Annotated in this window: 23 protein-coding genes; 13 read left to right on the top strand and 10 right to left on the bottom strand. The window is 65.3% G+C overall.

What is annotated here, in order from left to right; all coding sequences use genetic code 11:
• Positions 1-3: 3 nt before the first annotated feature.
• Complete coding sequence (locus AB4Y35_RS15645) at positions 4-3,486, top strand: error-prone DNA polymerase (protein ID WP_368705007.1); 3,483 nt, start codon at positions 4-6, stop codon at positions 3,484-3,486.
• 73 nt (positions 3,487-3,559) lie between these two features.
• Here the strand turns inward: AB4Y35_RS15645 and AB4Y35_RS15640 are convergent, their stop codons facing one another.
• Both AB4Y35_RS15640 and AB4Y35_RS15635 read right to left on the bottom strand, forming a co-directional pair.
• Entirely contained in the window at positions 3,560-4,477 is a 918-nt protein-coding gene (locus AB4Y35_RS15640) for a dTDP-4-dehydrorhamnose reductase family protein (protein ID WP_368705006.1), read from the bottom strand.
• 11 nt (positions 4,478-4,488) lie between these two features.
• Positions 4,489-4,695, bottom strand: coding sequence for a heavy-metal-associated domain-containing protein (locus AB4Y35_RS15635; protein WP_368705005.1), 207 nt, complete (start codon positions 4,693-4,695; stop codon positions 4,489-4,491).
• A 163-nt stretch (positions 4,696-4,858) separates the two neighbouring features.
• On the opposite strand from AB4Y35_RS15635, the gene cueR reads away from it, so the two are divergent.
• The 3 genes from cueR to AB4Y35_RS15620 all read left to right on the top strand — a co-directional run bounded on the left by cueR (position 4,859) and on the right by AB4Y35_RS15620 (position 6,306).
• A complete protein-coding gene (gene cueR, locus AB4Y35_RS15630) occupies positions 4,859-5,284 on the top strand; it encodes a Cu(I)-responsive transcriptional regulator (protein ID WP_368705004.1) in 426 nt (141 codons plus the stop codon).
• A gap of 297 nt (positions 5,285-5,581) precedes the next feature.
• On the top strand, positions 5,582-5,731 hold the full coding sequence (locus tag AB4Y35_RS15625) for a DUF3563 family protein (protein ID WP_110388587.1): 150 nt from the start codon (positions 5,582-5,584) through the stop codon (positions 5,729-5,731).
• A 182-nt stretch (positions 5,732-5,913) separates the two neighbouring features.
• Positions 5,914-6,306 (top strand): hypothetical protein, encoded by a 393-nt coding sequence (locus AB4Y35_RS15620; protein WP_368705003.1) that lies wholly within the window; start codon positions 5,914-5,916, stop codon positions 6,304-6,306.
• Positions 6,307-6,335: 29 nt separating this feature from the next.
• Here AB4Y35_RS15620 and AB4Y35_RS15615 read toward each other — a convergent pair whose 3' ends face one another.
• Both AB4Y35_RS15615 and AB4Y35_RS15610 read right to left on the bottom strand, forming a co-directional pair.
• A complete protein-coding gene (locus AB4Y35_RS15615) occupies positions 6,336-7,181 on the bottom strand; it encodes a 23S rRNA (adenine(2030)-N(6))-methyltransferase RlmJ (protein ID WP_368705002.1) in 846 nt (281 codons plus the stop codon).
• A 195-nt stretch (positions 7,182-7,376) separates the two neighbouring features.
• Positions 7,377-8,348: a potassium channel beta subunit family protein gene (locus tag AB4Y35_RS15610; RefSeq protein ID WP_368705001.1), complete on the bottom strand. Its 972-nt coding sequence runs from the start codon at positions 8,346-8,348 to the stop codon at positions 7,377-7,379.
• A gap of 261 nt (positions 8,349-8,609) precedes the next feature.
• Between AB4Y35_RS15610 and AB4Y35_RS15605 the strand changes: the two genes are divergently transcribed.
• On the top strand, positions 8,610-9,413 hold the full coding sequence (locus tag AB4Y35_RS15605) for a 3-hydroxybutyrate dehydrogenase (RefSeq protein WP_368686573.1): 804 nt from the start codon (positions 8,610-8,612) through the stop codon (positions 9,411-9,413).
• Positions 9,414-9,442: 29 nt separating this feature from the next.
• The gene (locus AB4Y35_RS15600; protein ID WP_368705000.1) at positions 9,443-10,723 is read left to right on the top strand and encodes a DUF3734 domain-containing protein; all 1,281 of its coding nucleotides are present in this window, start codon (positions 9,443-9,445) and stop codon (positions 10,721-10,723) included.
• Positions 10,724-10,847: 124 nt separating this feature from the next.
• Here AB4Y35_RS15600 and AB4Y35_RS15595 read toward each other — a convergent pair whose 3' ends face one another.
• Positions 10,848-12,047, bottom strand: coding sequence for an amino acid aminotransferase (locus tag AB4Y35_RS15595; RefSeq protein ID WP_368704999.1), 1,200 nt, complete (start codon positions 12,045-12,047; stop codon positions 10,848-10,850).
• 344 nt (positions 12,048-12,391) lie between these two features.
• On the opposite strand from AB4Y35_RS15595, the gene uvrB reads away from it, so the two are divergent.
• From uvrB to AB4Y35_RS15565, 6 genes are all read left to right on the top strand, one after another.
• The gene (gene uvrB, locus AB4Y35_RS15590) at positions 12,392-14,473 is read left to right on the top strand and encodes an excinuclease ABC subunit UvrB (RefSeq protein WP_368704998.1); all 2,082 of its coding nucleotides are present in this window, start codon (positions 12,392-12,394) and stop codon (positions 14,471-14,473) included.
• Between the two features lie 318 nt (positions 14,474-14,791).
• Positions 14,792-15,340, top strand: coding sequence for an iron transporter (locus AB4Y35_RS15585; RefSeq protein WP_368704997.1), 549 nt, complete (start codon positions 14,792-14,794; stop codon positions 15,338-15,340).
• Positions 15,341-15,422: 82 nt separating this feature from the next.
• Positions 15,423-15,776: a cupredoxin domain-containing protein gene (locus tag AB4Y35_RS15580; RefSeq protein ID WP_042261500.1), complete on the top strand. Its 354-nt coding sequence runs from the start codon at positions 15,423-15,425 to the stop codon at positions 15,774-15,776.
• A 52-nt stretch (positions 15,777-15,828) separates the two neighbouring features.
• On the top strand, positions 15,829-16,674 hold the full coding sequence (locus AB4Y35_RS15575; protein ID WP_368704996.1) for an FTR1 family protein: 846 nt from the start codon (positions 15,829-15,831) through the stop codon (positions 16,672-16,674).
• Complete coding sequence (locus AB4Y35_RS15570; protein ID WP_368704995.1) at positions 16,671-18,098, top strand: 4Fe-4S binding protein; 1,428 nt, start codon at positions 16,671-16,673, stop codon at positions 18,096-18,098. Before AB4Y35_RS15575 ends, AB4Y35_RS15570 begins: the two co-directional genes overlap by 4 nt.
• Positions 18,099-18,240: 142 nt before the next feature.
• Entirely contained in the window at positions 18,241-18,648 is a 408-nt protein-coding gene (locus tag AB4Y35_RS15565) for a heme-binding protein (protein WP_368704994.1), read from the top strand.
• A gap of 376 nt (positions 18,649-19,024) precedes the next feature.
• On the opposite strand, the gene hemP is transcribed toward AB4Y35_RS15565, so the two are convergent.
• The 4 genes from hemP to AB4Y35_RS15545 all read right to left on the bottom strand — a co-directional run bounded on the left by hemP (position 19,025) and on the right by AB4Y35_RS15545 (position 21,396).
• A complete protein-coding gene (gene hemP, locus AB4Y35_RS15560; protein ID WP_368686565.1) occupies positions 19,025-19,285 on the bottom strand; it encodes a hemin uptake protein HemP in 261 nt (86 codons plus the stop codon).
• Positions 19,286-19,454: 169 nt separating this feature from the next.
• Positions 19,455-19,940: an SRPBCC family protein gene (locus AB4Y35_RS15555; RefSeq protein ID WP_321926936.1), complete on the bottom strand. Its 486-nt coding sequence runs from the start codon at positions 19,938-19,940 to the stop codon at positions 19,455-19,457.
• 38 nt (positions 19,941-19,978) lie between these two features.
• Positions 19,979-20,377: an OsmC family protein gene (locus tag AB4Y35_RS15550; protein ID WP_368686564.1), complete on the bottom strand. Its 399-nt coding sequence runs from the start codon at positions 20,375-20,377 to the stop codon at positions 19,979-19,981.
• 137 nt (positions 20,378-20,514) lie between these two features.
• Positions 20,515-21,396, bottom strand: a complete 882-nt coding sequence (locus tag AB4Y35_RS15545; RefSeq protein WP_368704993.1) for a pirin family protein — start codon at positions 21,394-21,396, stop codon at positions 20,515-20,517.
• A 121-nt stretch (positions 21,397-21,517) separates the two neighbouring features.
• Between AB4Y35_RS15545 and AB4Y35_RS15540 the strand changes: the two genes are divergently transcribed.
• Positions 21,518-22,558, top strand: a complete 1,041-nt coding sequence (locus AB4Y35_RS15540) for a LysR family transcriptional regulator (protein WP_368694601.1) — start codon at positions 21,518-21,520, stop codon at positions 22,556-22,558.
• Between the two features lie 417 nt (positions 22,559-22,975).
• On the opposite strand, the gene AB4Y35_RS15535 is transcribed toward AB4Y35_RS15540, so the two are convergent.
• Entirely contained in the window at positions 22,976-23,395 is a 420-nt protein-coding gene (locus AB4Y35_RS15535; RefSeq protein WP_324161023.1) for a biopolymer transporter ExbD, read from the bottom strand.
• Positions 23,396-23,405 lie beyond the last annotated feature (10 nt).

The following is a 23,405-nucleotide window of genomic DNA, read 5'->3' as shown; positions in this document are numbered from 1 at the left end:
ATCATGTCGATCAGCGGGACGGGCGCGTCGTCGCCTCCACAACTGCCGGCGCAGTGGGCCGCGCAGCTGCCTGACTACGCCGAGCTGCACTGCCTGACCAATTTCACCTTCCTGCACGGCGCGTCGCGCCCGGGCGAGATGGTCGAGCAGGCGATCCGCCACGGCTACCGCGCGCTCGCGATCACCGACGAATGCTCGTTCGCGGGCGTCGTGCGCGCCTGGAGCGCGCTCAACGAATACGACGAGGCGCGCAAGAAGGCGTATGACGAAGCCGTGCGCGAGGCTCGCGAATGCGGCGGCCATGCCGCCGCCGCGGCCCTGGGCCCGTTCGAGCCGTCGCTGCACCTGCTGATCGGCAGCGAGCTGAATCTCGTCGACGAACATGGCGCGCCGTTCTGCACGATCGTTGCGCTCGCAACGACCCGCGAAGGCTACGGCAATCTCTGCGAGCTGATCACGCTGGCGCGCTCGCGGGCGGCAAAGGGCAGCTATCGCGTGCATCCCGCCGATTTCACCGAGCCCGAGCCGGGCTTCGAGCATCTGAAGCACTTGCGCGAGTGCGTGTTGCTGCTCGTGCCGCAGCGCGCGGCCACGCTCGCGCAAACGCTGCGCGCCGCGCACTGGCTCGCGGGCTTCGCGGCCGAGCGCGCCTGGCTCGCGCTCGAACTCTGGCAAACCGGCGGCGACGACACGCAGATCGAAGTGCTGCGCCACGTCTCGCAGGAGAGCGGCCTGCCGCTCGTCGCGGCGGGCGGCGTGCTGATGCACGCCCGTTCGCGCAAGCCGTTGCAGGATACGCTGAGCGCGATCCGGATCGGCAAGCCGCTCGCGTCGTGCGGGCGCGCGCTGGAGGCGAATGCGGAGCGGCATCTGCGCTCGCGCGTGCGGCTTGGCGCGATTTATCCGCGCGAGGCGCTCGACGCGACGCTCGACGTCGCGCGCCGCTGCACGTTTTCGCTCGGCGAGCTGGCCTACGAATATCCCGAGGAACTGGTGCCGCCCGGCGAGACGCCGCAGTCGTGGCTGCGCAAGCTCGTGATGAAGGGCGCACTGGAGCGCTGGCCCGACGGCCTGAACGACAAGCGCCGGGATCAGATCGAACAGGAGCTCGGGCTCATCGACGAGCTGAAGTACGAGAAGTACTTCCTCACGGTGCACGACATCGTCCGCTTCGCGCGCGATCAGAAGATCCTGTGCCAGGGGCGCGGCTCGGCGGCGAACTCGGTGGTGTGCTACTGCCTGAAGATCACGGAGATCGACCCCGTGCGCATGAACATGCTCGTGGCGCGTTTTCTCTCGCGGGCGCGCAACGAGCCGCCCGACATTGACGTCGACTTCGAGCATCAGCGCCGCGAAGAAGTCATTCAGTACATCTACCGCAAGTACGGCACGCGCCGCGCCGCGCTGGCCGCGACGCTCATCACCTATCGCTCGCGCAGCGCGTTGCGCGATGTCGGCAAGGCGCTCGGCCTCGACAGTGCGCTCGTCGAAAAGCTCTCGGGTGCGCATCAGTGGTGGGACGGCCCCGATTCGATCGCGCGCCATCTGGAGGAAGCGGGCTTTTCGCCCGACTCGCACGTGACGCAGCAGCTCATCCGCCTCACGCGCGAGCTGCGCGGTTTTCCGCGCCATCTCTCGCAGCACGTGGGCGGTTTCGTGATCGCGCGCGACAAGCTCTCGCGTCTCGTGCCGATCGAAAACGCGGCGATGAAGGACCGCTACGTGATCGAGTGGGACAAGGACGATATCGACGCGCTGCGGCTGCTGAAAGTGGACGTGCTCGCGCTCGGCATGCTCTCGGCGATCCGCCGCTCGCTCGAGTTTGTTGCGGAGAGGCGCGGGCTGCCCGAGATGCGCGTGCAGGACATTCCGGTCGAGGACCCGGCGGTGTATCGCATGTGCGCCAGGGCCGATACGGTCGGCGTGTTCCAGATCGAGTCGCGCGCGCAGCAGAGCATGTTGCCGCGTTTGCGGCCGCGCACGTACTACGACCTCGTGATCCAGGTGGCGATCGTGCGGCCGGGGCCGATCCAGGGCGACATGGTGCATCCGTACCTCAAGCGCCGGCACGGCGACGAGGCGGTGGAATATGCGAAGGAGGAATTGCGCCCGGTGCTCGAACGCACGCTCGGCGTGCCGATCTTCCAGGAGCAGGTGATGCATCTCGCGATGGTCGCCGCGGACTACACTGGCGAGGAAGCCGACAAGCTGCGCCGCGCGATGGCCGCATGGCGGCGCGATGGAGATCTGCGACCGTATCAGGCCGATCTCACGAAACGCATGCTCAAGAAGGGCTACACGCTGGAATTTGCCGAGCGCATCTGCAAGCAGATCGAGGGTTTCGGCGACTACGGCTTTCCGGAAAGCCATGCGGCGAGTTTCGCGCTGCTCGTCTACACGAGTTCGTGGCTCAAGCGTTACGAGCCCGCCGCATTCCTGGCAGGACTGCTGAATAGCCAGCCGCTCGGTTTCTATTCACCTTCCCAGCTCGTGCAGGATGCGAAGCGTCACGGCGTGCCGGTGCGCGCGCCCGATATCGCGTTGAGCGACTGGGCGTCGGTGCTGGAGCGGCGCGGCGCACCCGGCGAGCGGCTCGATGACGAGGCGGTTCGCGCGCGCAACGCCGAGGGGCTGCGTCATCGCGCGCTGCTGGGCGCGGCCGCGTTGATGCGCAGGGGCACGCTCAAGCGCGGCGGCCGGCGGCACAGGTTCATGGACGGCCTCGAGCGCGTCGTGCGCTCGCGCATTGCGCTTGCGCCGCGCCGCTATGGACGCGGCGGGCCGGCCGTGCGGCTCGGCTTCAGTCTCATCAAGGGCTTTTCCGAAGATGCCGCGCGGCGGGTGATGGAAGCGCGCGAGCGCGCACCGTTCGCCGACGTCGACGATCTCGCGCGCCGTGCGGCGCTCACGCGGCGCGAGCTGGAGGCGCTGGCGGCGTCGAACGCGCTCGCGAGCATCGCGGGCCACCGACGCGAGGCGTGGTGGGCCGTGACCGCGCAGCACGCGGTGCCCGCGCTGTTGCGCGATGCGCCCGTTGCCGAGGCGCCGCTCGCGCTACCACGCGCTTCCGAAGGCGCGGAAATCGTCGCCGATTATGCGAGCCTGCGTCTCACGCTCAATCGCCATCCGCTCGAACTGCTGCGCCACGGCCTCGCGAAGCAGCGCTTTCGCACGGCGGAGCAGCTGGCGCACTGCCGGCACGGCATGCTCGCGCGCGTGTGCGGGATCGTGACGGTGCGGCAGCGGCCGGGCACGGCGAACGGCACGATCTTCGTGTCGCTCGAGGACGAGACCGGCAGCGTCAACGTGATCGTGCACGCGTCGCTCGTCGAGTCGCAGCGCAAGGAGCTGCTAGGGTCTTCGCTGCTGGCGGTGGCGGGCGTGGTGCAGCGCGAGGGCGAGGTCGTGCACCTCGTGGCGCACCGGCTGGAGGACCACAGCCGGCTGCTCGGGCGGCTCGCCACGGAGAGCCGCAATTTTCATTGAGGGATATTCGCGGCGAGTTTCTATGTAGAAACTCGCCGCGCAACGGCCTCGTTACTGGCCGTTGCGGCGCTGCTCAGTGCTGCTCGCCGTCTCTCATGAAAGCGTCGAGCACGGCACGAATCGCCACGTCGAACGGCGTGCGGCGGCCCATCCCCAGCGTTTCGAGGCGGCTCGAATCGAGATGACAGTCGCGCGGGCGCGGCGTGGCGTCGGTGGGCGTCGGCTGTGCGAGCAGACGCGCCTCCACGCCAAGTGCCTGCGCGATCCGTTGGGCGATGTCGTACTTCGTCATCGGCTCGTCGCCGGACCACTGCGCGACCCCGCGCACCGCGTTGCCGTCCGCACAGCGCAGCAACAGTTCGCGGATCGCGAACGCCACGTCGGGCGTGAAAGTGGGGTAGCGCGTGGCCCACGCGTCCATCGGCGCCGCCTGCGCGCCGGGCTCTGCCGAAGCGACGATGGCCGGCACGAGGCTCGTGACCGCGGATTCGTGCCAGCCGACGATCGGCCCATACAGCAAGGGCAGGCGCAGCACGAGGGCGTTGTCGCTGGTTTCGAGCAAGGCCCGCTCGCCTTCGAGCTTGCTGTGGCCATAGGCGTTGAGCGGATTCGGCGTGTCGCCGGCGCGGTAGGGCGGTTGCGTGCCGTCGAAGACGTAGTCGGTGGAGATCGACAGCACCCATGCGCCGCGCTGCCGCGCCGCCGCGGCGACGCTGCGCACCGCATCGACGTTGAGCGCGCGCGCCGCCGCCGGATCGTGTTCGCACACGTCGGGGCGGCGCTCGGCCGCGGCCAGCACGATCGCGTCGGGCGCCTCGCGCTCGACGAACGCGTTCACGGCCTGCGCGTCGCGCACATCGAGCACGGTCTGCTGCGGGCCGCCGTGACGGAACGCGGTCGGCACGACTTGCCAGGCGGTCTCGGCGGCGAGTTCGCGCACCACGGCGCGCCCAAGCAGGCCAGACGCGCCGATCACGGCAACCTTGAACATGGCCCGGTCCGTCAGACGCCGGCCGTGCCGACGACGGTGTAGCCGGCTTCGTCGATCGCCGACTTCAGGACTTCGGCGCTCTGGCTCGACTCGACCTTCACGCGGCCGGCGGCCAGATCGATCTCGACCCGGGCTTGCGCGTCATGTTCGTGGATCGCGCGCGTGACGGCGCCTACGCAGTGCTGGCAGCTCATGCCTTCGACGTTGAACTGGATCATCGTGTGTTCCTTTTTTCAGAGATTGAGGCTGGTTACTACCCGATATGAGGCCGCCGGCGGATTATGCCAGCGGAGACCGGATGTCGCGCTGGACCTTCCCATTGTGGGAAGGTGTACGATCAGAACATTGATCAAACGATCGGCCATACAGTGGGAGAACGGCGTGAACATCGGCGAAGCGGCGCGCGAATCGGGCGTGACGGCAAAAATGATCCGTTACTACGAAAGTGTCGGGCTGCTGGCGCCCAAAGGGCGCACGGAGTCCGGCTACCGGGTTTATGGCGAGGAGGAAGTGCATTCGCTGCGCTTCATCCGCCAGGCGCGCCGGCTCGGCTTTCTGGTGGACGACATCCGGCGCCTGCTGGCGCTCTGGCACGACCGCTCCCGCGCGAGCGCCGAGGTCAAGTCGATCGCGCTCGAACATGTCGCCGAACTCGACCAGCGCATCGCGGAACTGTCCCAGATGCGCGACACGCTCGCCCACCTGGCCTCGCACTGCCAGGGCAACGACCGGCCCGACTGCCCGATCATCGAACGGCTTGCCGACGTCGCCCCGGCAGACTGCCACGAGCCCGGCCACGTACACTGAGCGCAGGTGCAACCGCGGCGGGCAAATTGACGCAACCGCATGGGCTGCGCGCACCGCATTGGTGCAGAAAACTGGGATTGCCGCCAAGTCCCCGCGAATTCCCCGGAAAATATGTCGATAAAACATGATGTTGCCAATTCGCGCTCTGGGATCATTCCAAAATGGAATGCACAGTATTCGGGCAATTCACTAGCAAAGTTCGGTGCAACCGCTACAATACGGGTTATCCCTGATGAGGGTTATCCCTGATGCGAATTCACCGGGGATCGCCGAACCGAATCCCTGGAGCACACCATCATGTTTGCATTCGTTCTTGAAAAGCTGAGCAACTGGTTTGAAACTGCTGAACGTCGTCGCCGCGAAGCGTATCTCGCCTCGTCGGCCGATATCGTCCAGCTCGAGCAGCGCCTTCGTTCGATCGAAACGAACGGCTACAACTCGCTGTAAGCCAGTCTCAACCGGGCTCGGTCCGGTTGAAGCAGCACGGTCTCAAGCCCCGCATCGGCGGGGCTTTGTCATTTCTGCACCGCCGATGGAACAGAGTCTGAGCCTTCCCACCGGGGTAAGGTAAAGTCTTTTTGCGACAAGCCGTCATAGCAATGGTGTCGCTTTCTCTCCGGGGGCCGTTCATGGTGCAAGACCGCATTTCCCACCGCACGCCTGTGTCGCCTCGCCGCGCGTTGCGTCGTTTTTCTGTTGTGCGTGCGGGCCTGATCGCCGTCGTCATGGCGTGCGCCAGCGCCGGCGCGCATGCCGGGCAGCCGCTCATTCTGGATACACAAAGAGGGATCAGCGACGGCCAGCCGGGGCTGGTGCTGCAAAACGCGCCGCTCTCGCATGAGCCGATGGTTCAGGCGGTGCAACCGGCGGGTCTCGCGCCGGATTCGTCGCAGCCGTATGTCGTCGCGCCGTACGTGGAAGTGCAGCAGGGTGGTGGGCGGCCGACTCCGCCGCCGCGCCCGCCGCGTCCCCCGCATCGCCCGACGCCGCCGCTTCCCCAGCCGCTGCCATCCGGGCAGTAAGGCCGCTCGCGCGGGGTTGAGTCCGTGGCTCAGTCGCCGCGCGACTCGATCCTGAATTGCGCGCCGGCGTCCTGGCCAAGCGTCTTCACGAGCCACGGCAGCGCCTCTTTCATCTGCGCTTCGAGCGTGTAGGGCGGGTTCAGGATGAACATGCCGCTGCCGTAGAGGCCGAAGCCGTCTTCGGGCGGGTTGCTCACCGAAAACGTGAGGTGCAGCCAGTTCTTGTTCTGCAGGCGCTTGAGTTGTTCCGGGAAGCGCTGCGATTCGGGACGCGTGACTTGCGGATACCAGACCGCATAGGTGCCGTTGGCGAAGCGCTTGAGGCTTTCTTCGACGCACGTCAGCGTGCGCGCGTAGTCGCGCTTGTCCTCGAAAGACGGGTCGATCAGCACGAGCGCCCGGCGCGGCGGCGGGGGCAGGAGCGCCTTGATGCCGTCGAAGCCGTCGCCCGCGTAGATCATCACGCGGCGGCCCGCGTCGTGGAAGCGGTGGCGCAGCACGTCGATTTCCGTGCTGTGCAATTCGAACAGCCGCATGCGGTCCTGCTCGCGCATGAGCCGCCACGCGAGATAGGGGGAACCTGGGTAGAAGCGCAGTTCGCCGTCGGGGTTCAGCGCCGCCACTTCGTCGACGTAGTCCGCCAGCGCCACGGGCAGGTCGTTGCGGCCCCACAGCTTGCCGATGCCTGTATCGAACTCGGCGTTCTTCGTCGCGTAGCCTTCGCGCAATGCATACGCGCCGGCGCCCGCGTGGGTGTCGATGTACCAGTACGCCTTGTCCTTCTTGCCGAGGTAATGCAGCAGTTGCACGACGACGGCGTGTTTCAGGACATCGGCATGATTGCCGGCGTGGAAGGCGTGACGGTAGCTCAGCATGATGGACGGGACACGGGGTCCGGTGAAAACGGGGAAGACGGCAGCGGCGGCGCGATGACGGCGCCGCCCGCGAGGCCGCGTATTGTACGCCACCGCGATACGTGAGCCGCGGTACGCCGCCTGGCCGGCTACGCCCGCGCGTGAGCCCGCCCCGCGGTTTCGGGCGGGCCGCGCCTTGCGGGCACGCGCCCTACATCAGTCGTAAGCTTCGCCGACGATCGCCTCGATCTGCGCCTTGATGTCCGGCGTGATCTTTTCCGCCACGTCGCGCGCCTTCATGTTTTCGCCGATCTGCTCGATGCGCGAGGCCCCGGTGATGACCGTGCTCACGCGCGGATTCTTCAGGATCCACGCGAGCGCCAGCTGCCCCACCGAGCAGTCGAGTTGTTTCGCGAACTCGGCGAGCTTGCCGACGATCTCGTTCTTGTCGGGGTCGGTGACGTTCTTGCGCAGCCAGTCGTAGCCCTGCAGTTCCGCGCGGCTGCCCGACGGCACGCCGCCGCGGTACTTGCCGGTGAGCAGACCCGAGGCGAGCGGGCTCCAGGTGGTGAGGCCGAGGCCGATGTCCTCGTAGAGCCGACGGTATTCGTCTTCCACACGCGTGCGGTGGAACAGGTTGTATTGCGGCTGCTCCATGACCGGCTTGTGCAGGTGGTGGCGCTCCGCGATTTCCCACGCGGCGCGGATTTCGTCGGCGCTCCACTCCGAGGTGCCCCAGTAGAGCGCCTTGCCACGCGTGATCATGTCGCTCATTGCCCAGACGGTTTCTTCGACCGGCGTGTTCGGGTCGGGGCGGTGGCAGAACACGAGATCGACGTAATCGAGTTGCAGCCGCTCGAGCGAGCCGTCGATGGCGTTCATGAGGTACTTGCGGTTGAGCGTGTGGTACTGGTTGGGCGCTTCGTTCAAGCCCCAGTAGAACTTGGTCGAGACCACATAGCTCACGCGCGGCCATGCGAGCTCCTTGAGCGCCTGGCCCATGAGCTCTTCCGACTTGCCGCCGGCGTAGGCCTCGGCGTTGTCGAAGAAGTTGATACCCGCGTCGCGCGCCGCCGCGAGCGATTCGCGCGCGAGCCTGGCGTCGACCTGGTTGCCGTAGGTGACCCACGAGCCGATGGACAGTTCGCTTACCTGCAGGCCTGAGCGGCCCAGTCGCCGATAGTTCATGAACGCCTCCTTGTGAGCCGCTAAAGCTAGCACGACTTGGCCGTTGCTGCTGAACGGGCTTGCGCCGCGCGCCGCGCCTTGCAGTGCGGCGAAAATCTCTTTTGCCTGTCGTGCTCGATGCTTCGACGAGGCGCCTTCATGCACAATAGCCTCGTTGGCCGCGACGCAACATCCGGGCGGATGGCATAAGCCATTCGTCAGGTTTGACGGCGCGCGCTCCGAGGTTTCATCCTGTCCCGTTCACTTACCTGGAGGTGCCCGATGTCGTCTCTCTCCCTGAACACGAAACTCGATGGCAAGGTCGCAGTCGTTACCGGCGCGGCCAGCGGCATTGGCAAGCAGATTGCCCTCACGCTCGCGCAGGCGGGCGCCGCAGTCGCCATCGCCGACCTGAACCAGAGCGGCGCGGACGCCGTGGCCGAAGAGATCAAGGGCGCAGGCGGCAAGGCCATCGGCGTCGCCATGGACGTCACCAGTGAAGAGGCCGTGAATCAGGGCATCGACCGCGTGGCGGCCGAACTCGGCCCGGTGGACATCCTGATCTCGAATGCCGGCATCCAGATCGTGAACCCAATCGAAAACTACGCGTTCTCCGACTGGAAAAAGATGCAGGCCATCCACGTGGACGGCGCATTCCTCACCACCAAGGCGGTGCTCAAGCACATGTACCAGGACGACCGCGGCGGCGTCGTGATCTACATGGGTTCGGTGCACTCGCACGAAGCGTCGCCGCTCAAGTCGGCCTATGTCGCAGCCAAGCACGCGCTGCTCGGCCTCGCGCGCGTGCTCGCCAAGGAAGGCGGCAAGCACAACGTGCGCTCGCATGTGGTGTGTCCGGGCTTCGTGCGCACGCCGCTGGTGGAAAAGCAGATTCCCGAGCAGGCGAAGGAACTCGGCATCTCCGAAGAAGAAGTGGTCAAGCGCGTCATGCTCGGCGGCACGGTGGACGGCATCTTCACGACCGTCGACGACGTCGCGCAAACCGTGCTGTTCCTCTCGGCGTTCCCGAGCGCAGCGTTTACGGGCCAGTCCTTCGTGGTGAGCCACGGCTGGTTCATGCAATAACGCAAACATCGGGCCCAGGAGGCGCGGCAATGGCGCAACGCAAGAAGGGGCAGGTCCAGTCGAGCGCAGTCGACGACGAGGTCGGTGCGCATACCGGCGCGCGTATCGGCAACGCACCGCACGGGAGTGCACCACAGCCACATGTTTCGAACTGCGGCGCGGAAGCGAAGGAATGGGAAACCATCGCGCTCACGCTGCAAGGGGGCGGTGCGCTCGGTGCGTATCAGGCGGGCGTGTACGAAGGGCTCGTCGAGGCCGGCATCGCGCCCAACTGGATCGCGGGTATCTCGATCGGCGCGCTCAATACCGCCATCATCGCGGGCAATGCGCCCGAACATCGCGTGGCGCGGCTGCGCGAGTTCTGGGAGACGATCTGCCAGCCCGCCTTCAGCTTCCCGTTGCCGCCCTTCGTCGAGCATGCGCTGTTCAATGCGAACGCCGCCGTGCGCAAGACCTTCACGGCCATGCAGGCGGCAGGCGCGATCGTGGAAGGGCAGAAGGGCTTCTTCGTGCCGCGCTTTCCGCCGCCGCTGCCCAACGGATCGGGTTCGCCCGAAACGGCCAGCTACTACGACACCAAGCCGCTCAAGGCCACGCTGGAACGCCTGTGCGACTTCGAGCGCATCAACTCGGGCGAAACGCGCGTGTCGGTGGGCGCGGTCAACGTGGGCAGCGGCAACTTCGTCTACTTCGATAACAAGACCACGACCTTGCGTCCCGAGCATTTCATCGCCTCGGGCGCGCTGCCGCCGGGCTTCGCGGCCGTGGAGATCGACGGCGAGTACTACTGGGACGGCGGCCTGATGTCGAACACGCCGCTCTATGAAGTGATCCAGACTACGCCGCGGCGCGACACCCTCGCGTTTCAGGTCGATCTCTGGAGCGCGCGCGGGCCGGTGCCCGACAACCTCATCGACGTGCAGGGACGCGTGAAGGACATTCAGTATTCGAGCCGCACGCGCCTCGTGACCGATATCCTGCAGCGCTCGCAGCGTTACCGGCATGTGCTGCGCGAGGTGCTCGACCGCGTCGCGCCCGAGCATCGCAATGACCCGTGGGTTGCGCTGGCGGACGAGCTTTCGTGCTCGAAGAAGTACAACGTGATCCACCTCATCTACCGGCAGAAGGAATACGAGGGGCACTTCAAGGACTACCAGTTCGGCCTCTCGACCATGCACGAGCATTGGGCTAGCGGCCTGCAGGACATCCGCGCCTCGCTCGCGCAGCCGGACTGGCTCGACAAGCCGGACAACGACTCGGGCTTCGTCACGCACGATATCCATCGCGATTCGCGAGGCCACGGCAGCTGACGTTTTCCGGCGAATTTTTCCAAGGCGTTCGCCAAAGAAAAAGGCGTCCGTTCGCAAGAACGGACGCCTTTTTTATCGCGCCAGCAAGCCGCTTCGCAGCGGCCCGTCTTGCTGGCGAACGCGCTTACTTCAGCACTTGGGCGACTGCGCTCGCCACGACGTCGAGGTTGCGCGTGTTCAGGGCGGCCACGCAGATGCGGCCCGTGCTGACGGCATAGATGCCGAACTCTTCGCGCAGGCGGTCGACTTGGGCAGCGGTCAGGCCCGAGTACGAGAACATGCCGCGCTGCACGTTGATGAAGTTGAAGTCGCGGTCCACGCCGGCGGCCGTGAGGCGTTCGACGAGGCCCGTGCGCATCGCGCGGATGCGGTTGCGCATTTCGCCGAGTTCCGCCTCCCACATGGCGCGCAGGTCGGCCGAGCCGAGCACGGCTGCGACCACCGAGCCGCCGTGCGTCGGCGGGTTCGAGTAGTTCGTGCGGATCACGCGCTTGAGCTGCGAGAGCACGCGCGCCGACTCTTCCTTGCTGGCGGTGAGGATCGACAGCGCGCCCACGCGCTCGCCGTACAGCGAGAACGACTTCGAGAACGACGACGAGACGAACACGTTGAGTTCCGAAGCGGCGAAGAGGCGCACGACTTCGCCGTCTTCCGCGATGCCGTCGCCGAAGCCTTGATAGGCGATGTCGAGGAACGGCACCAGGCCGCGCGCCTTCACGACCTCGATGACCTGCTTCCACTGGTCGATCGTGAGGTCCACGCCGGTCGGGTTGTGGCAGCACGCGTGCAGCACGACGACGGTGCCGGCGGCGTAGCCGTTCAGCGCGCTCAGCATGCCTTCGAAGTTCACGCCGTTGGTTTGCGCGTCGTAGTATGGATACGCGATGACTTCAAAACCCGCGCTTTCGAACAGCGCGCGGTGGTTTTCCCAGCTCGGGTCGCTGATCGCGACCTTGCTGTTCGGGTTCACGCGCTTGAGGAAGTCGGCGCCGATCTTGAGCGCGCCCGTGCCGCCCAGCGCCTGCGCCGTGACGACGCGGCCCGCGGCGATCAGCGGCGAGTCGTCGCCAAGCAGCAGCTTTTGCACCGCGGCGTCATAGGCGGCCAAACCTTCGATCGGCAGATAGCCGCGCGGCAGACCGGCTTCCACGCGGGCCTTTTCTGCTTCGCGCACGGCGCGCAGCAGCGGAATCTTGCCTTCCTCGTTGGTGTACACGCCCACGCCGAGGTTCACCTTGGTCGCGCGCGCATCGGCGTTATAGGCTTCGTTCAGACCCAGGATCGGGTCGCGGGGGGCGAGTTCGACAGCGGAAAAGAGGGACATGATCGTTCGGCAAAAGTGAAGGAAGATCGGTTGGGCCACATGCTGCACCGGCCACGGAACTCGCTATTGTAACGAATCCTCAAGCGGGATTTCCGCGGATTTGCCATTCCCCGCGCCGTTTTCGGGGCTATTTCCGGCGCGATTGGGCGATTTCTGGCGCGTCGTTGCGCAGCGTTCACCGCCTGCCGACCGTCATCGCCGCGCGCGGCCCTTGCAGGGCCGGCCGCCGCACCCCATCTAGCACTCCAGACCCCAGGTTCACCCAGATCCACCCAGGCTCTCCCCTCGGCAAGATGCGGCGAGACGCTAGAATAGTTGTTTGCTCCGCGCACAGGATGCCCCCCATGTCCGACCACCCCGTCGCCGACGCGCCCGCGCTCGACGAGTCGAAATTCATCCAGTACGAAGGCTCGCCGTTCCAGCTCTACCAGCCGTACCTGCCGGCCGGCGACCAGCCTACGGCCATCGAAACGCTCGTCGAAGGCGTGGAAGACGGCCTCTCGTTCCAGACGCTGCTCGGCGTGACGGGCTCGGGCAAGACCTACACGATGGCGAACACGATCGCGCGCCTCGGCCGCCCGGCCATCGTGTTCGCGCCGAACAAGACGCTCGCTGCGCAGCTCTATGCGGAATTCCGCGAATTCTTTCCGCGCAACGCCGTCGAGTACTTCGTCTCGTACTACGACTACTACCAGCCGGAAGCCTATGTGCCGCAGCGCGATCTCTTCATCGAGAAGGATTCGTCGATCAACGAGCACATCGAGCAGATGCGGCTGTCGGCCACCAAGAGCCTGATGGAGCGGCGCGACGTGGTGATCGTCGCGACGGTTTCGGCGATATACGGTATCGGCAATCCGTCCGAATACCACCAGATGATTCTCACGCTGCGCCACGGCGACAAGCTCGGCCAGCGCGACGTCATCGCGCGCCTGATCGCCATGCAATACACGCGCAACGAGCAGGACTTCCAGCGCGGCACCTTCCGCGTGCGTGGCGACACCATCGACATCTTTCCGGCCGAACACGCCGAAATGGCGGTGCGCGTGGAGCTGTTCGACGACGAAGTGGAGACGCTGCAGCTGTTCGATCCGCTCACGGGCCGCGTGCGCCAGAAGATTCCGCGCTTTACGGTGTACCCGTCGTCGCACTACGTGACGCCGCGCGAGACCGTGCTGCGCGCCGTCGAAACCATCAAGTCGGAATTGCGCGATCGCCTCGAGTTCTTCCATACGGAAGGCAAGCTCGTGGAAGCGCAGCGCCTCGAACAGCGCACGCGTTTCGATCTGGAAATGCTCCAGGAACTGGGCTTCTGCAAGGGCATCGAGAACTACTCGCGGCACTTTTCGGGCGCGCTGCCCGGCGAGCCGCCGCCCACGCTCGTCGATTACCTGCCGACCGACGCCATGATGTTCCTCGACGAGTCGCACGTGCTGATCGGCCAGTTCAACGGCATGTACAACGGCGACCGCGCGCGCAAGGAAAATCTCGTCGATTACGGCTTCCGGCTGCCTTCGGCGCTCGATAACCGGCCGCTCAAGTTCAACGAGTTCGAGCGCAAGATGCGCCAGGTGGTGTTCGTCTCGGCCACGCCGGCCGACTACGAGAAGAAGGTGACGGGCCAGATCGCCGAGCAGGTCGTGCGGCCCACGGGCCTCGTCGACCCGGTGATCGAAGTGCGGCCCGCATCGACCCAGGTCGACGACGTGCTCGGCGAGATCAACGAGCGCGTGGCCGTGGGCGAGCGCGTGCTGGTGACCACGCTCACCAAGCGCATGGCCGAGCAGCTCACCGAGTTCCTCGCCGACCACGGCGTGAAGGTGCGCTATCTGCACAGCGACATCGACACGGTCGAGCGCGTGGAGATCATCCGCGACTTGCGTCTGGGCACGTTCGACGTGCTCGTGGGCATCAACCTGCTGCGCGAGGGCCTCGATATTCCCGAGGTCTCGCTCGTGGCGATTCTCGACGCCGACAAGGAAGGCTTCCTGCGCGCCGAGCGCTCGCTGATCCAGACGATCGGCCGCGCCGCGCGCAACGTGAACGGCAAGGCGATCCTCTACGGCGACCGCATCACGGACTCGATGCGCCGAGCCATCGACGAAACCGAGCGCCGCCGCGCCAAGCAGATGCACTTCAACGAAGAGCACGGCATCGTGCCGCGCGGCGTCGTGAAGCGCATCAAGGACATCATCGACGGCGTCTATAACGTCGATGAAGCCCGCGCCGAGCTGCGCGAGGAGCAGGAGCGCGCGAAGTTCGAGGACATGTCCGAGAAGCAGATCGCGAAGGAAATCAAGAAGCTCGAAAAGCAGATGATGGACTACGCGAAGAACCTCGAATTCGAGAAGGCCGCGCAGGCGCGCGACCAGCTCGCCGTGCTGCGCCAGCGCGTGTTCGGGGCGAACGTGGGCGACCATCCGATCTGACGGGTTTCGAGCAGGCTGTTCGTTCGGGCGGGCAGGGCGGCATGCACGCCGCTCTGCGGCGGCCTCGATCGCCGTATGCCTTCGATTGCCTTGCGCGTATTCGCGGCCCCGGAACCGCGCTGTAAGGCGCCCTAAGCCTCTGTTAACTAAACGCTGCTAAAACCCTGTTCCACTGAGGCTTTTCATGGCGCCGAATTTGTCCCTCATCTGCATCGGTGTTAAACTTCGCCATTATTGAGAATTGTTCGCATTAACTTTTCTATGTGCATGCGGCAGGCTCAGTGCGAAGTCACCCTCATAAAAAAACCAGGAGTTTCGATGCGGATTCACACTCTCTTGCGCGGCACCGCCGTCATCGCGGCCGCCACGGCGGCATTGGCTGCCAACGCAGCGGAATACCCGATCGGCAAGCAGGCCATCCAGGGCGGCATGGAGATCGGCGCGGTCTATCTGCAGCCGATCACGATGGAGCCCGAAGGCATGATGCGCAAGGCATCGGATTCCGATATTCACCTCGAATCGGACATCCACGCGGTCAAGAACAACCCGACTGGTTTCGCCGAAGGCGACTGGATGCCGTATCTGCAGGTGCACTACGAACTGACGAAGCCGGGTTCGAGCTACGTGCAAAAGGGCGACCTGATGCCGATGGTCGCGAACGACGGTCCGCACTATGGCGACAACGTGAAGCTGGCCGGTCCCGGCAAGTACCACCTCAAGCTGATCGTGGACGCGCCGATGCAGACGGGCCACATGGCGTTCGGCCGTCACGTCGACAAGGAAACGGGCGTGGGTCCGTGGTTCAAGCCGATCACGCTGGAATACGATTTCCCGTTCGCGGGCATCGGCAAGAAGGGCGGCTACTAAGCCGTCGCGAAGCAGCTCGGGCGGCGGCGCGCATCTCGTGCAGCGCCGCCGCATGAATGGCAGCAAGGAGCAGGTAAAACCAATGACTGGAATGCGGAAGTTTGCGGCGCTCGCACTCAGCGCGTCGTTTGCGGTGTCGCTGGCGGGCGTGGCCACGACGGCGCACGCCGAAGATCTGCCCACGTTCAAGCTCGAAATGACCGACGGCAAGCTCAACCCCGCGCGCATCGAAGTGCCGGCGGGCAAGCGCATCAAGATCGAGGTGCGCAATACGGGCAAGGGCGCGGCCGAGTTCGAGAGCGTTCAGCTGCGCAAGGAAAAAGTCCTGGCGCCGGGCGCGGACTCATTCGTCGTGATCGCGCCGCTCGATCCGGGCGAATACAAGTTTTTCGACGATTTCCATCAGCAGGCGCAAGGCGTGATCGTCGCCAAGTGAGCATTGAGAAGTGAGGCCGCTGGCGCGTATCGCCGGTAGCAGGAGGTGTTGAATGGGTCAGGTGATGTTCATCGTATGGCGGGAGAGCGTCGAGGCGCTGCTCGTCGTCGGGATTCTTTATGCGTGGCTGAAAAACGGCGACGCGGATGCGCGGCGCGGCGTGCCGTACCTGTGGGGCGGCGTGGCGCTCGGCATTCTTGCCGCCATCGGCCTCGGTGCGGCGCTGGTCGGCTTTACCGAAGTGCTGTCGGGCGATGCGCAGGACTACTTCCAGACCGGCATGGTGCTGGTGGCGTGCGTGCTGATCGTGCAGATGGTGCTGTGGATGAAGCAGCACGGCCGTACGCTCAAGCGCGAGATGGAAGAGTCGCTGGAAAAGAGCACGCGCGACGCGAACTGGTGGGGCGTGACGATACTCGTCGCGCTTGCCATCGCGCGTGAGGGCAGCGAGACAGTGATCTTTCTCTACGGCCTCGGCTTCGGTCAGTCGGGCCATGTGGATGCGAGTCAGTACCTCGCGGTGCTGATCGGCCTCGCGCTGGCGTTCCTCACGTTCTATCTGCTGCAGCTAGGCGGCAAGATCTTCTCGTGGCGGCACTTCTTCCGCGTCACCGAGATCATGCTGCTGTTTCTCGGCGCGGGCCTGTTCCAGACCGGCGTGGACAAGCTGATCGACAAGGAAGTCCTGCCGACCATCGTCGACCAGCTGTGGAACTCCTCGGCGATCCTCGACGACTCGAGCACCTTCGGCTCGCTCGTCGCGACGCTCACGGGCTACCGCGCGCATCCGGCGCTCATGAACCTGATCGCCTATGCCGTGTACTGGCTCGTGGTGTGGTTCCTCGTGCGGCGCGCCACCGGCCGCGCGGGCGCGGTTGCGAAGAGGAAGGCAGCATGAGTTGTGCATCCGCTCGCCCGACGCAGGCAAACGGGCGCCTTGGCAAGCTCGCCCAGGCGGGCCAGTGGATGCAACGTCACGGCGCGGCGATCCGCGCCGTGCAGTGGGTCGTGGTCGCTGTCTACGCGTTCCTGATTCTCGTGCCGGCAGCCATGCCGCTGCCCGGCGACACGGCGCACCTGTGGAACAACCTCACGCTCGCGGCGCAGTTCGTGTTCTGGGGCATCTGGTGGCCGTTCGTGCTGCTCTCGATGGTGATGCTCGGTCGCGTGTGGTGCGGCGTACTCTGCCCCGAAGGCGCGCTCACCGAGTTCGCGAGCAAGTTCGGCCGCGGCCGCGCCATCCCGCACTGGATGCGCTGGGGCGGCTGGCCTTTCGTGGCCTTCGGCCTCACCACGATCTACGGACAGATGGTGAGTGTCTACCAGTACCCCAAGGCGGTGCTGCTGGTGCTGGGCGGATCGACGCTCGGCGCGATGGTGATCGGCTTTCTGTACGGGCGCGAGAAGCGCGTTTGGTGCAAGTATCTCTGCCCCGTGAACGGGGTTTTCGCGCTTTTGGCGCGTCTCGCGCCGTTTCGCTACAAGGTCGACGAAGACGCCTGGCGCAACTCCTACACGCACGGCGAGCACGGCGGGCATCGCGTGATTCCCGTGAACTGCGCGCCGCTCGTGCCGCTGCGCAACATGAAGGGCGCTGCGCAGTGCCACATGTGCGGTCGCTGCAGCGGCCACCGCGACGCCATCGCGCTTTCGTGGCGCTCGCCGGCGGAAGAAGTGGTCGAACTCGGCGACAGCCAGGCCAGCGCGTGGGACACGGCGCTGATTCTCTACGGCCTGCTCGGCGTGGCGATCGGCGCGTTCCACTGGACCGGCTCGCCGTGGTTCATCGACATCAAGCAGTGGCTCGCGGGCTGGCTCATCGACCGCGACATCACCTGGCCGCTCGACACCAACGCGCCATGGTTCCTGCTCACGCATTACCCGGCCCAGAACGACGTGTTCTCGTGGCTCGACGGCGCGATGATCGTCGGCTATATCGTCGCGACGGGGCTCGTCTATGGCACGGCGCTGCTCGCGATCCTCGCGGGCTCGACTACCGTGCTCGGGCGTTTCGAGATGCGGCGTCTGCATCACTTCGCGCAGTCGCTGATCCCGCTGGCGGGAGCGGGCGTGTTCCTCGGCCTGTCGGCCACGACGCTCTCGCTGCTGCGCGCGGAGCACGTGCCGCTCGACTGGGCCGCCGAGGTGCGCATTGCGATTCTGGTCATCACGAACCTCTGGAGCGCCTGGCTCGCGTGGCGCGTGACAGGGCGCTACTGCTCGCGGTTCTGGCAGCGCGCGCTCGCTCTCGCGGGCTTCGCGCTTGCGCTCGCCGTGGTGGACAGCGCATGGTGGCTCATGTTCTGGGGCTGGGTGCGCTGAGTCTGCTTCGGCGTTTCTTCATCTGCCGCTGATATAGGCGACATACGAGGGATCCGCGCGTCGCGGCACAAGTCTGAGTGTTACTCTCGAAACCGGGTTGGCGATTTCGCCAAACCCGGTTTTTGACTTTTCGGAGAGACGCATGCGAACGCGAGCAGTACTGACCGATGAAGACGTGATCCGGGTAGGCGACGCAGCCGTCGCGCACGCCCGCTCGAATGAATGGCACGTGACGATCGCCGTCGTCGATGAGGGCGGCCATCTGCTGTATTTGCGCCGCCTCGACGGCGCCGCGCCCGTCAGCGCGGAGATCGCCGTGGCCAAGGCGCGCACTGCGTCGCTGGGCCGCCGCGAGAGCAAGGTGTACGAGGACGTGATCAAGCAGGGCCGCACGGCGTTCCTGAGTGCGCCGCTCACCGGCATGCTGGAAGGCGGCGTACCCGTGAGCGTGAACGGCGATGTGATTGGCGCGGTCGGGGTCTCGGGCGTGAAGTCCGACCAGGATGCCTCCATTGCGCGTGCGGGCATCGCGGCGCTCGGGGTGGAGTAATTCGATCCACTGTCGCGCTCGACGACGCCAGAAAAAACAAAAGCCGCGGACGGATGCCGCGGCTTTTGTCTCGGGCGGCTCACGCTTCGCGCGCCGCCCCGTGCTTTGCATGGGACCGGAGTAAGCGCTAAAGCGCCAACTCCGGATCGAGCTTTGCATGGGACCGGAGTAAGCGCTAAAGCGCCAACTCCGGATCGACACAAAGGTATGAGAACAAAAAAGTGGCGTGGCTTGCTTCGACGGCCGGCTTGAAGCTTGAAGGATGTCTGCACGAAGGGGTCTAGATCTCGCGTGCAAGCCGTCGTTGCTGGCTAATGCCCCAACGCCTCTCGGTGGAGGCGGTCCCCACAATACCCGGTTGAAACCTGCGTGAAACCTATTTCGTCAGGATCAGCTTGCCGAGCCGGGTGGCCCGCAGCTGATACGTTTCGCCGTTGTGCATGATGCTCACATGGCTGCGGCCTTGCAGCAGCGCCGCGCTATCCAGTTTCCTCTCGTCGCTTGCCGCGGCGGCCGCCGGCTCGGCGCTCTTGCGCGGCTTCGGCTGGGCGACGGCAGGCTTGGGCCGCGCGCTGGTCAATGCCGAGCTGCCGTTGCGGCGCAAGCTTAGTGTGGAGGTGCGGTTCAGTTCGGTCATGAACGTCACGTCTTTGTCTCGATTCGATGGATGAATTCTAAATGATAATAGTTCGTATTTGCAACTACGAGATATTCATCGGAATCGAATGCCGATAGCCTGAACCGAAGCGTGCTGTCGTGTGAATCGGCGCTCGCCGTGCCGCGCAGGAGGGCAAGCGCCGGAGGCTTCAGTGCAGCGCGTTCGGCGCGCTGCCGTCGCCCTGCACGAACTGGCGGATGAGACGCACGGTGTCGATGTCCGACTCGCGATAGGCCGACTTCACGATCTCGGAAGTCTGCCGGTCGTCCTCGGTATCGGCGGTGGGCAGCGTCGTGCGGTACTCGAAGCGCAGAAAGAGCTGCAGCTCGTCGGGCTGCTCGATCGTCATCGTGAGCGAGCCGCCCACGTACTCGGCGGTCGCCATGATGTCGTAGCGCACGCTCTCGTTGGGCGTGAGCGTGACGCGATCGCGTACCGTGGCGTGGCCATAGTGCAACTCGCGTTCCATCGTGCTCTCGGTGCGCGAGAGGATCGTGCAGCTGTCGAGCCCGATCACGAAGAGCTGTGGCTGCTCGGCGCGCAGCACGAGCCCTTCCCAGAGCTGTTCGCGCGTCATGGCCTCGACGAGCGGATTCAGCGGATCGTTGATCTGGATGAGGTGTTCGAAATTCAAGGCGGCGCCTTCCTGTGTCTGTGTCCGCGCGTCGCCGCTCAAGCGACGACGAGACCCGTGCGGATCGTGATCGTGTTCGTGAGGACCTTGTGGACCGGGCAGGCGTTGGCGATCTGCAGCAGGCGCTCGCGCTGCTCGTCGGTGAGCGCGCCTTCGAGCACGATCTGGCGGTCGATCTTCGTGCCTTCGCTGCCGGTTTCCATCGTGAGCTTCACGCGTACGCCTTCGAGCGGCCACTCCTTGCGCTGCGCATACATCTTCAGCGTGATGGAGGTGCAGGCGCCAAGGCTCGAGAGCAACAGCGAGAAAGGCGACGGTCCGCGGTCGCCGCCGCCGAGCGAGGCGGGTTCGTCGGCGATCCAGGTGTGGGTGCCGTCGTCGAACTGGACCTGGTAGTTCGTCGAGCCAATGTGTGCGGTGACTGCGGGTTCGGCCATGCGCTCCTCGCGGGCGGGACGGTTAAAGAGGGACGGGCGCGCAACCTGCGATGCGCGCCCCAGAAACCTTATTGTGACGGAAAGCGGGCGGGCCTGTGGCGATGCTTCGGAAACCCGCGTCGCTGCGCCGTCCGGCTTCAGTGAGCGATGCGCCCCATGCGCCCGGCCTGATAGTCGAGCACGGCCTCGCGGATCTCCTGCTCCGTGTTCATGACGAACGGGCCGTAGCGCACGACCGGCTCGTTCAGCGGCACGCCGCCGATCAGCAGGACGCTGAGCGGCGCGCTCGCGTCGGCCGGGGCGGCGAGCGTGACGGTGTCGCCGTCGCTCGCGAAGGTCACCATCTGCTGGGCGTCGATGGCCTGCGCGTCGGGCCCGTAAAGACCCTTGCCCGAGAGACCGTACGCAAACACGCGATAGTCGCTCGGCACCGGCTGCTCCACGCGCGCGCCGGGCGCGAGCGTGAAGTGCTGGTAGAGGATGGGTGTGCGCGTTTCGATCGCGGCCTTCACGCCCAGCGCTTCGCCGGCGATCACCTTCACCGCAACCTTGCCGTCCTTCGAGCGGCCCACCGGAATCTGTTCCGTGGGCAGCTCCTGGTAGCGCGGCGCCATCATCTTGTCGCGCGCGGGCAGATTCACCCACAGCTGCAGGCCATGCATGCGGCCGCCCGTACGCGTGAATTCGGGGTCGGGCATCTCGCTGTGGATCACGCCCGCGCCGGCCGTCATCCATTGCACGTCGCCGGGTCGCAGCGTGCCCGAATGGCCCGCCGAGTCCTTGTGGCCGAAGCGGCCTTCGACCATATAGGTGACGGTTTCGAAGCCGCGGTGCGGATGGTCGGGCGCGCCCTTGGCCTCGCCGGGGGCGTAATCGACGGGGCCCATTTCGTCGAGCAGCAGGAACGGATCGAAGTCCATCAACTGGCGGGTCGGAAACGGCCGATGGACGATGAATCCGCCACCCTCGGTGGTGCGAACCGCGGGATAAACGCGCTCAATCGTACGGGTCGTGGTCATGGATATCACCTCGAATTGTGGGAATTGCGTTATATGCGAAACAAACCGCTATTATAGGTAGCCAATTTGGCCTGTTTTACGGCCTCATCGCAATGGATTGTCCCATCGCTGGAACGACGACATGAAAATCGATTCGCATAACCTCAACGACCTGATGTACTTCTCGCAGGTGATCGAGCATGGCGGCTTTTCCGCTGCCGAACGCGTGCTCGGCATCTCGAAGTCGCGTCTGTCGAGGCGGGTGAGCGAACTCGAGGCCTCGCTCGGCGTGCGCCTGTTGCAGCGTTCCACGCGCAAGCTTGCGCTCACGGAAGCGGGCGAACTCTTCTACCAGCATTGCCGCTCGATGCTCGCCGAGGCGCAGGCCGCGGTGAACGTCGTTCAGTCGCTGCGCTCGTCGCCGCGCGGCACGGTGCGCGTGAGCGTGCCCGTCACGCTTTCGCAAACGATCTTTTCGCAGGTCATACCGGAATTCATGCATCGCTACCCCGAGGTGCGGGTGGTGATGCGCGTGACGAACCGCGTGATCGACCTGTTCGAAGATTCCGTGGATATCGCGCTGCGCGTGCGCTCGGAGCCGCCGCAGAACGCCAATATCGTGGTGCGTCCGTTGTGGCGCACCGAGCAGATGCTGGTGGGCGCGCCGAGCCTGCTCGCGCAGAACGCGCCGCCGCTCACGCCGGAAGACCTCGCGCGCTTCGAAACGCTCGATACGCCCACGGGCGACGGCCGCCACGTGTTCCAGCTCATCGCGCCCGATGGCACGCGCCACGCGCACGAACACGAGCCGCGCCTCATCACCGCGGACCTCACGACGATCCGTGAAGCGGCGCTGCAGGGCCTCGGCATCGCGGCCTTGCCGGAGATGATGTATGGCGCCGCGCTGCGCTCAGGCAAGCTTTCTCCGGTGATGCCGGGCTGGACGCTGCCGGTGCCGCAGCTCTATGCGGTATTTCTCTCGCGCCAGGGCATGGTTCCGGCCGTGCGTGCCTTCGTCGATTACCTCGTCGAAGTGCTCGATGCCGATAAGGGCTTGCAGCAGGAATGTCCGCTCAGAAGCGAGATCGCTGCGCCTGGAACGCAGGCAGAAACGGAGAATGCATCCAGCGGCAAGGTTGGGCTCTCGCGCACAAAGAGCACAAGCAGGATCGAAACTGCATGAAGCTTTGCGAACGTGCACGCGCGTGCGCTTGTATGAAACTTGAGTTTTCATGCAGTGCATTTGTGCGCAACGTCTAGCGCCATTTGTTTTTAGGCATTCAAGCGTGAGCGGCCATCGCTACTTTCAATGGCCTAACTCTTGAAGGTACGAAGCGAGAGGAATATATTGAAGTCCTCCTCGCCAAGCACCGGTCTTGAGTGGGGATTGATGGCCGCTATCATAGTGGGCCTTCAGGGCCGAAAGCGCAGTCCGTGTTGCCCACGGCAGTCGCATGTGCCGGTGTGAACCGATCGATTGTCGGGGAGTCGCCGCCACCGCCCGAATGCGCCGCGTGCGCACGAAAAAAGGCCTTCATCTGACGATGAAGGCCTTTTACTTTGTACCGCTCAATTTTGCGTGCTGCGTGCAGTGACGCGATCAGTGATGCGCAGGGTCGGTGACGAAGCCGAGCTTCGTGAGGCCGCCGCTTTGCGCGGCAGACATCACCTGGGCCACGCGTTCGTACTGCACCTTGCGGTCCGCATTCAGATGCAGTTCCGGTTGCGGCGTCGTTTGCGCCGCGGCTGCGATCTTCTGGTTCAGCGCCGCGTCGTCGACCTGCGTGCCGTCCCACAGCACCGTGCCGTCCGCTTCGATCGAGATGTTGATCTGCGCGGGCTTGCTGTCTTCCTTCTGACTGCTCGCATGCGGCAGGTCGATCTTCACGGCGTGACGGATCACGGGAATCGTCACCATGAAAACGATCAGGAGAACCAACATGACGTCGACGAGCGGCGTCATGTTGATTTCGTTCATCAGGCCATCGTCGTCGTCGCTGGCAAAGGGGCTCATCGCCATGATGCTTGCC

The sequence above is a fragment of the Paraburkholderia sp. EG286A genome, from assembly GCF_040965375.1.
Taxonomy (GTDB): domain Bacteria; phylum Pseudomonadota; class Gammaproteobacteria; order Burkholderiales; family Burkholderiaceae; genus Paraburkholderia.
This window is presented reverse-complemented; position numbering and strand designations above follow the sequence as displayed.

What these genes read in the sequence shown, in the direction of transcription:
- AB4Y35_RS15605 (WP_368686573.1), top strand. Translation starts at nt 8,610, where the DNA reads ATGTCGTCTCTCTCCCTGAACACGAAACTCGATGGCAAGGTCGCAGTC.
- AB4Y35_RS15600 (WP_368705000.1), top strand. Translation starts at nt 9,443, where the DNA reads ATGGCGCAACGCAAGAAGGGGCAGGTCCAGTCGAGCGCAGTCGACGAC.
- AB4Y35_RS15550 (WP_368686564.1), bottom strand. Translation starts at nt 20,377, where the DNA reads ATGGCCGAACCCGCAGTCACCGCACACATTGGCTCGACGAACTACCAG.
- AB4Y35_RS15565 (WP_368704994.1), top strand. Translation starts at nt 18,241, where the DNA reads ATGCGAACGCGAGCAGTACTGACCGATGAAGACGTGATCCGGGTAGGC.
- AB4Y35_RS15575 (WP_368704996.1), top strand. Translation starts at nt 15,829, where the DNA reads ATGGGTCAGGTGATGTTCATCGTATGGCGGGAGAGCGTCGAGGCGCTG.
- AB4Y35_RS15595 (WP_368704999.1), bottom strand. Translation starts at nt 12,047, where the DNA reads ATGTCCCTCTTTTCCGCTGTCGAACTCGCCCCCCGCGACCCGATCCTG.
- AB4Y35_RS15645 (WP_368705007.1), top strand. Translation starts at nt 4, where the DNA reads ATGTCGATCAGCGGGACGGGCGCGTCGTCGCCTCCACAACTGCCGGCG.
- AB4Y35_RS15635 (WP_368705005.1), bottom strand. Translation starts at nt 4,695, where the DNA reads ATGATCCAGTTCAACGTCGAAGGCATGAGCTGCCAGCACTGCGTAGGC.
- AB4Y35_RS15615 (WP_368705002.1), bottom strand. Translation starts at nt 7,181, where the DNA reads ATGCTGAGCTACCGTCACGCCTTCCACGCCGGCAATCATGCCGATGTC.
- AB4Y35_RS15545 (WP_368704993.1), bottom strand. Translation starts at nt 21,396, where the DNA reads ATGACCACGACCCGTACGATTGAGCGCGTTTATCCCGCGGTTCGCACC.
- uvrB (WP_368704998.1), top strand. Translation starts at nt 12,392, where the DNA reads ATGTCCGACCACCCCGTCGCCGACGCGCCCGCGCTCGACGAGTCGAAA.
- hemP (WP_368686565.1), bottom strand. Translation starts at nt 19,285, where the DNA reads ATGACCGAACTGAACCGCACCTCCACACTAAGCTTGCGCCGCAACGGC.
- AB4Y35_RS15535 (WP_324161023.1), bottom strand. Translation starts at nt 23,395, where the DNA reads ATGGCGATGAGCCCCTTTGCCAGCGACGACGACGATGGCCTGATGAAC.
- AB4Y35_RS15625 (WP_110388587.1), top strand. Translation starts at nt 5,582, where the DNA reads ATGTTTGCATTCGTTCTTGAAAAGCTGAGCAACTGGTTTGAAACTGCT.
- AB4Y35_RS15580 (WP_042261500.1), top strand. Translation starts at nt 15,423, where the DNA reads ATGACTGGAATGCGGAAGTTTGCGGCGCTCGCACTCAGCGCGTCGTTT.
- AB4Y35_RS15585 (WP_368704997.1), top strand. Translation starts at nt 14,792, where the DNA reads ATGCGGATTCACACTCTCTTGCGCGGCACCGCCGTCATCGCGGCCGCC.
- AB4Y35_RS15540 (WP_368694601.1), top strand. Translation starts at nt 21,518, where the DNA reads ATGAAAATCGATTCGCATAACCTCAACGACCTGATGTACTTCTCGCAG.
- AB4Y35_RS15570 (WP_368704995.1), top strand. Translation starts at nt 16,671, where the DNA reads ATGAGTTGTGCATCCGCTCGCCCGACGCAGGCAAACGGGCGCCTTGGC.
- AB4Y35_RS15620 (WP_368705003.1), top strand. Translation starts at nt 5,914, where the DNA reads ATGGTGCAAGACCGCATTTCCCACCGCACGCCTGTGTCGCCTCGCCGC.
- AB4Y35_RS15610 (WP_368705001.1), bottom strand. Translation starts at nt 8,348, where the DNA reads ATGAACTATCGGCGACTGGGCCGCTCAGGCCTGCAGGTAAGCGAACTG.
- AB4Y35_RS15640 (WP_368705006.1), bottom strand. Translation starts at nt 4,477, where the DNA reads ATGTTCAAGGTTGCCGTGATCGGCGCGTCTGGCCTGCTTGGGCGCGCC.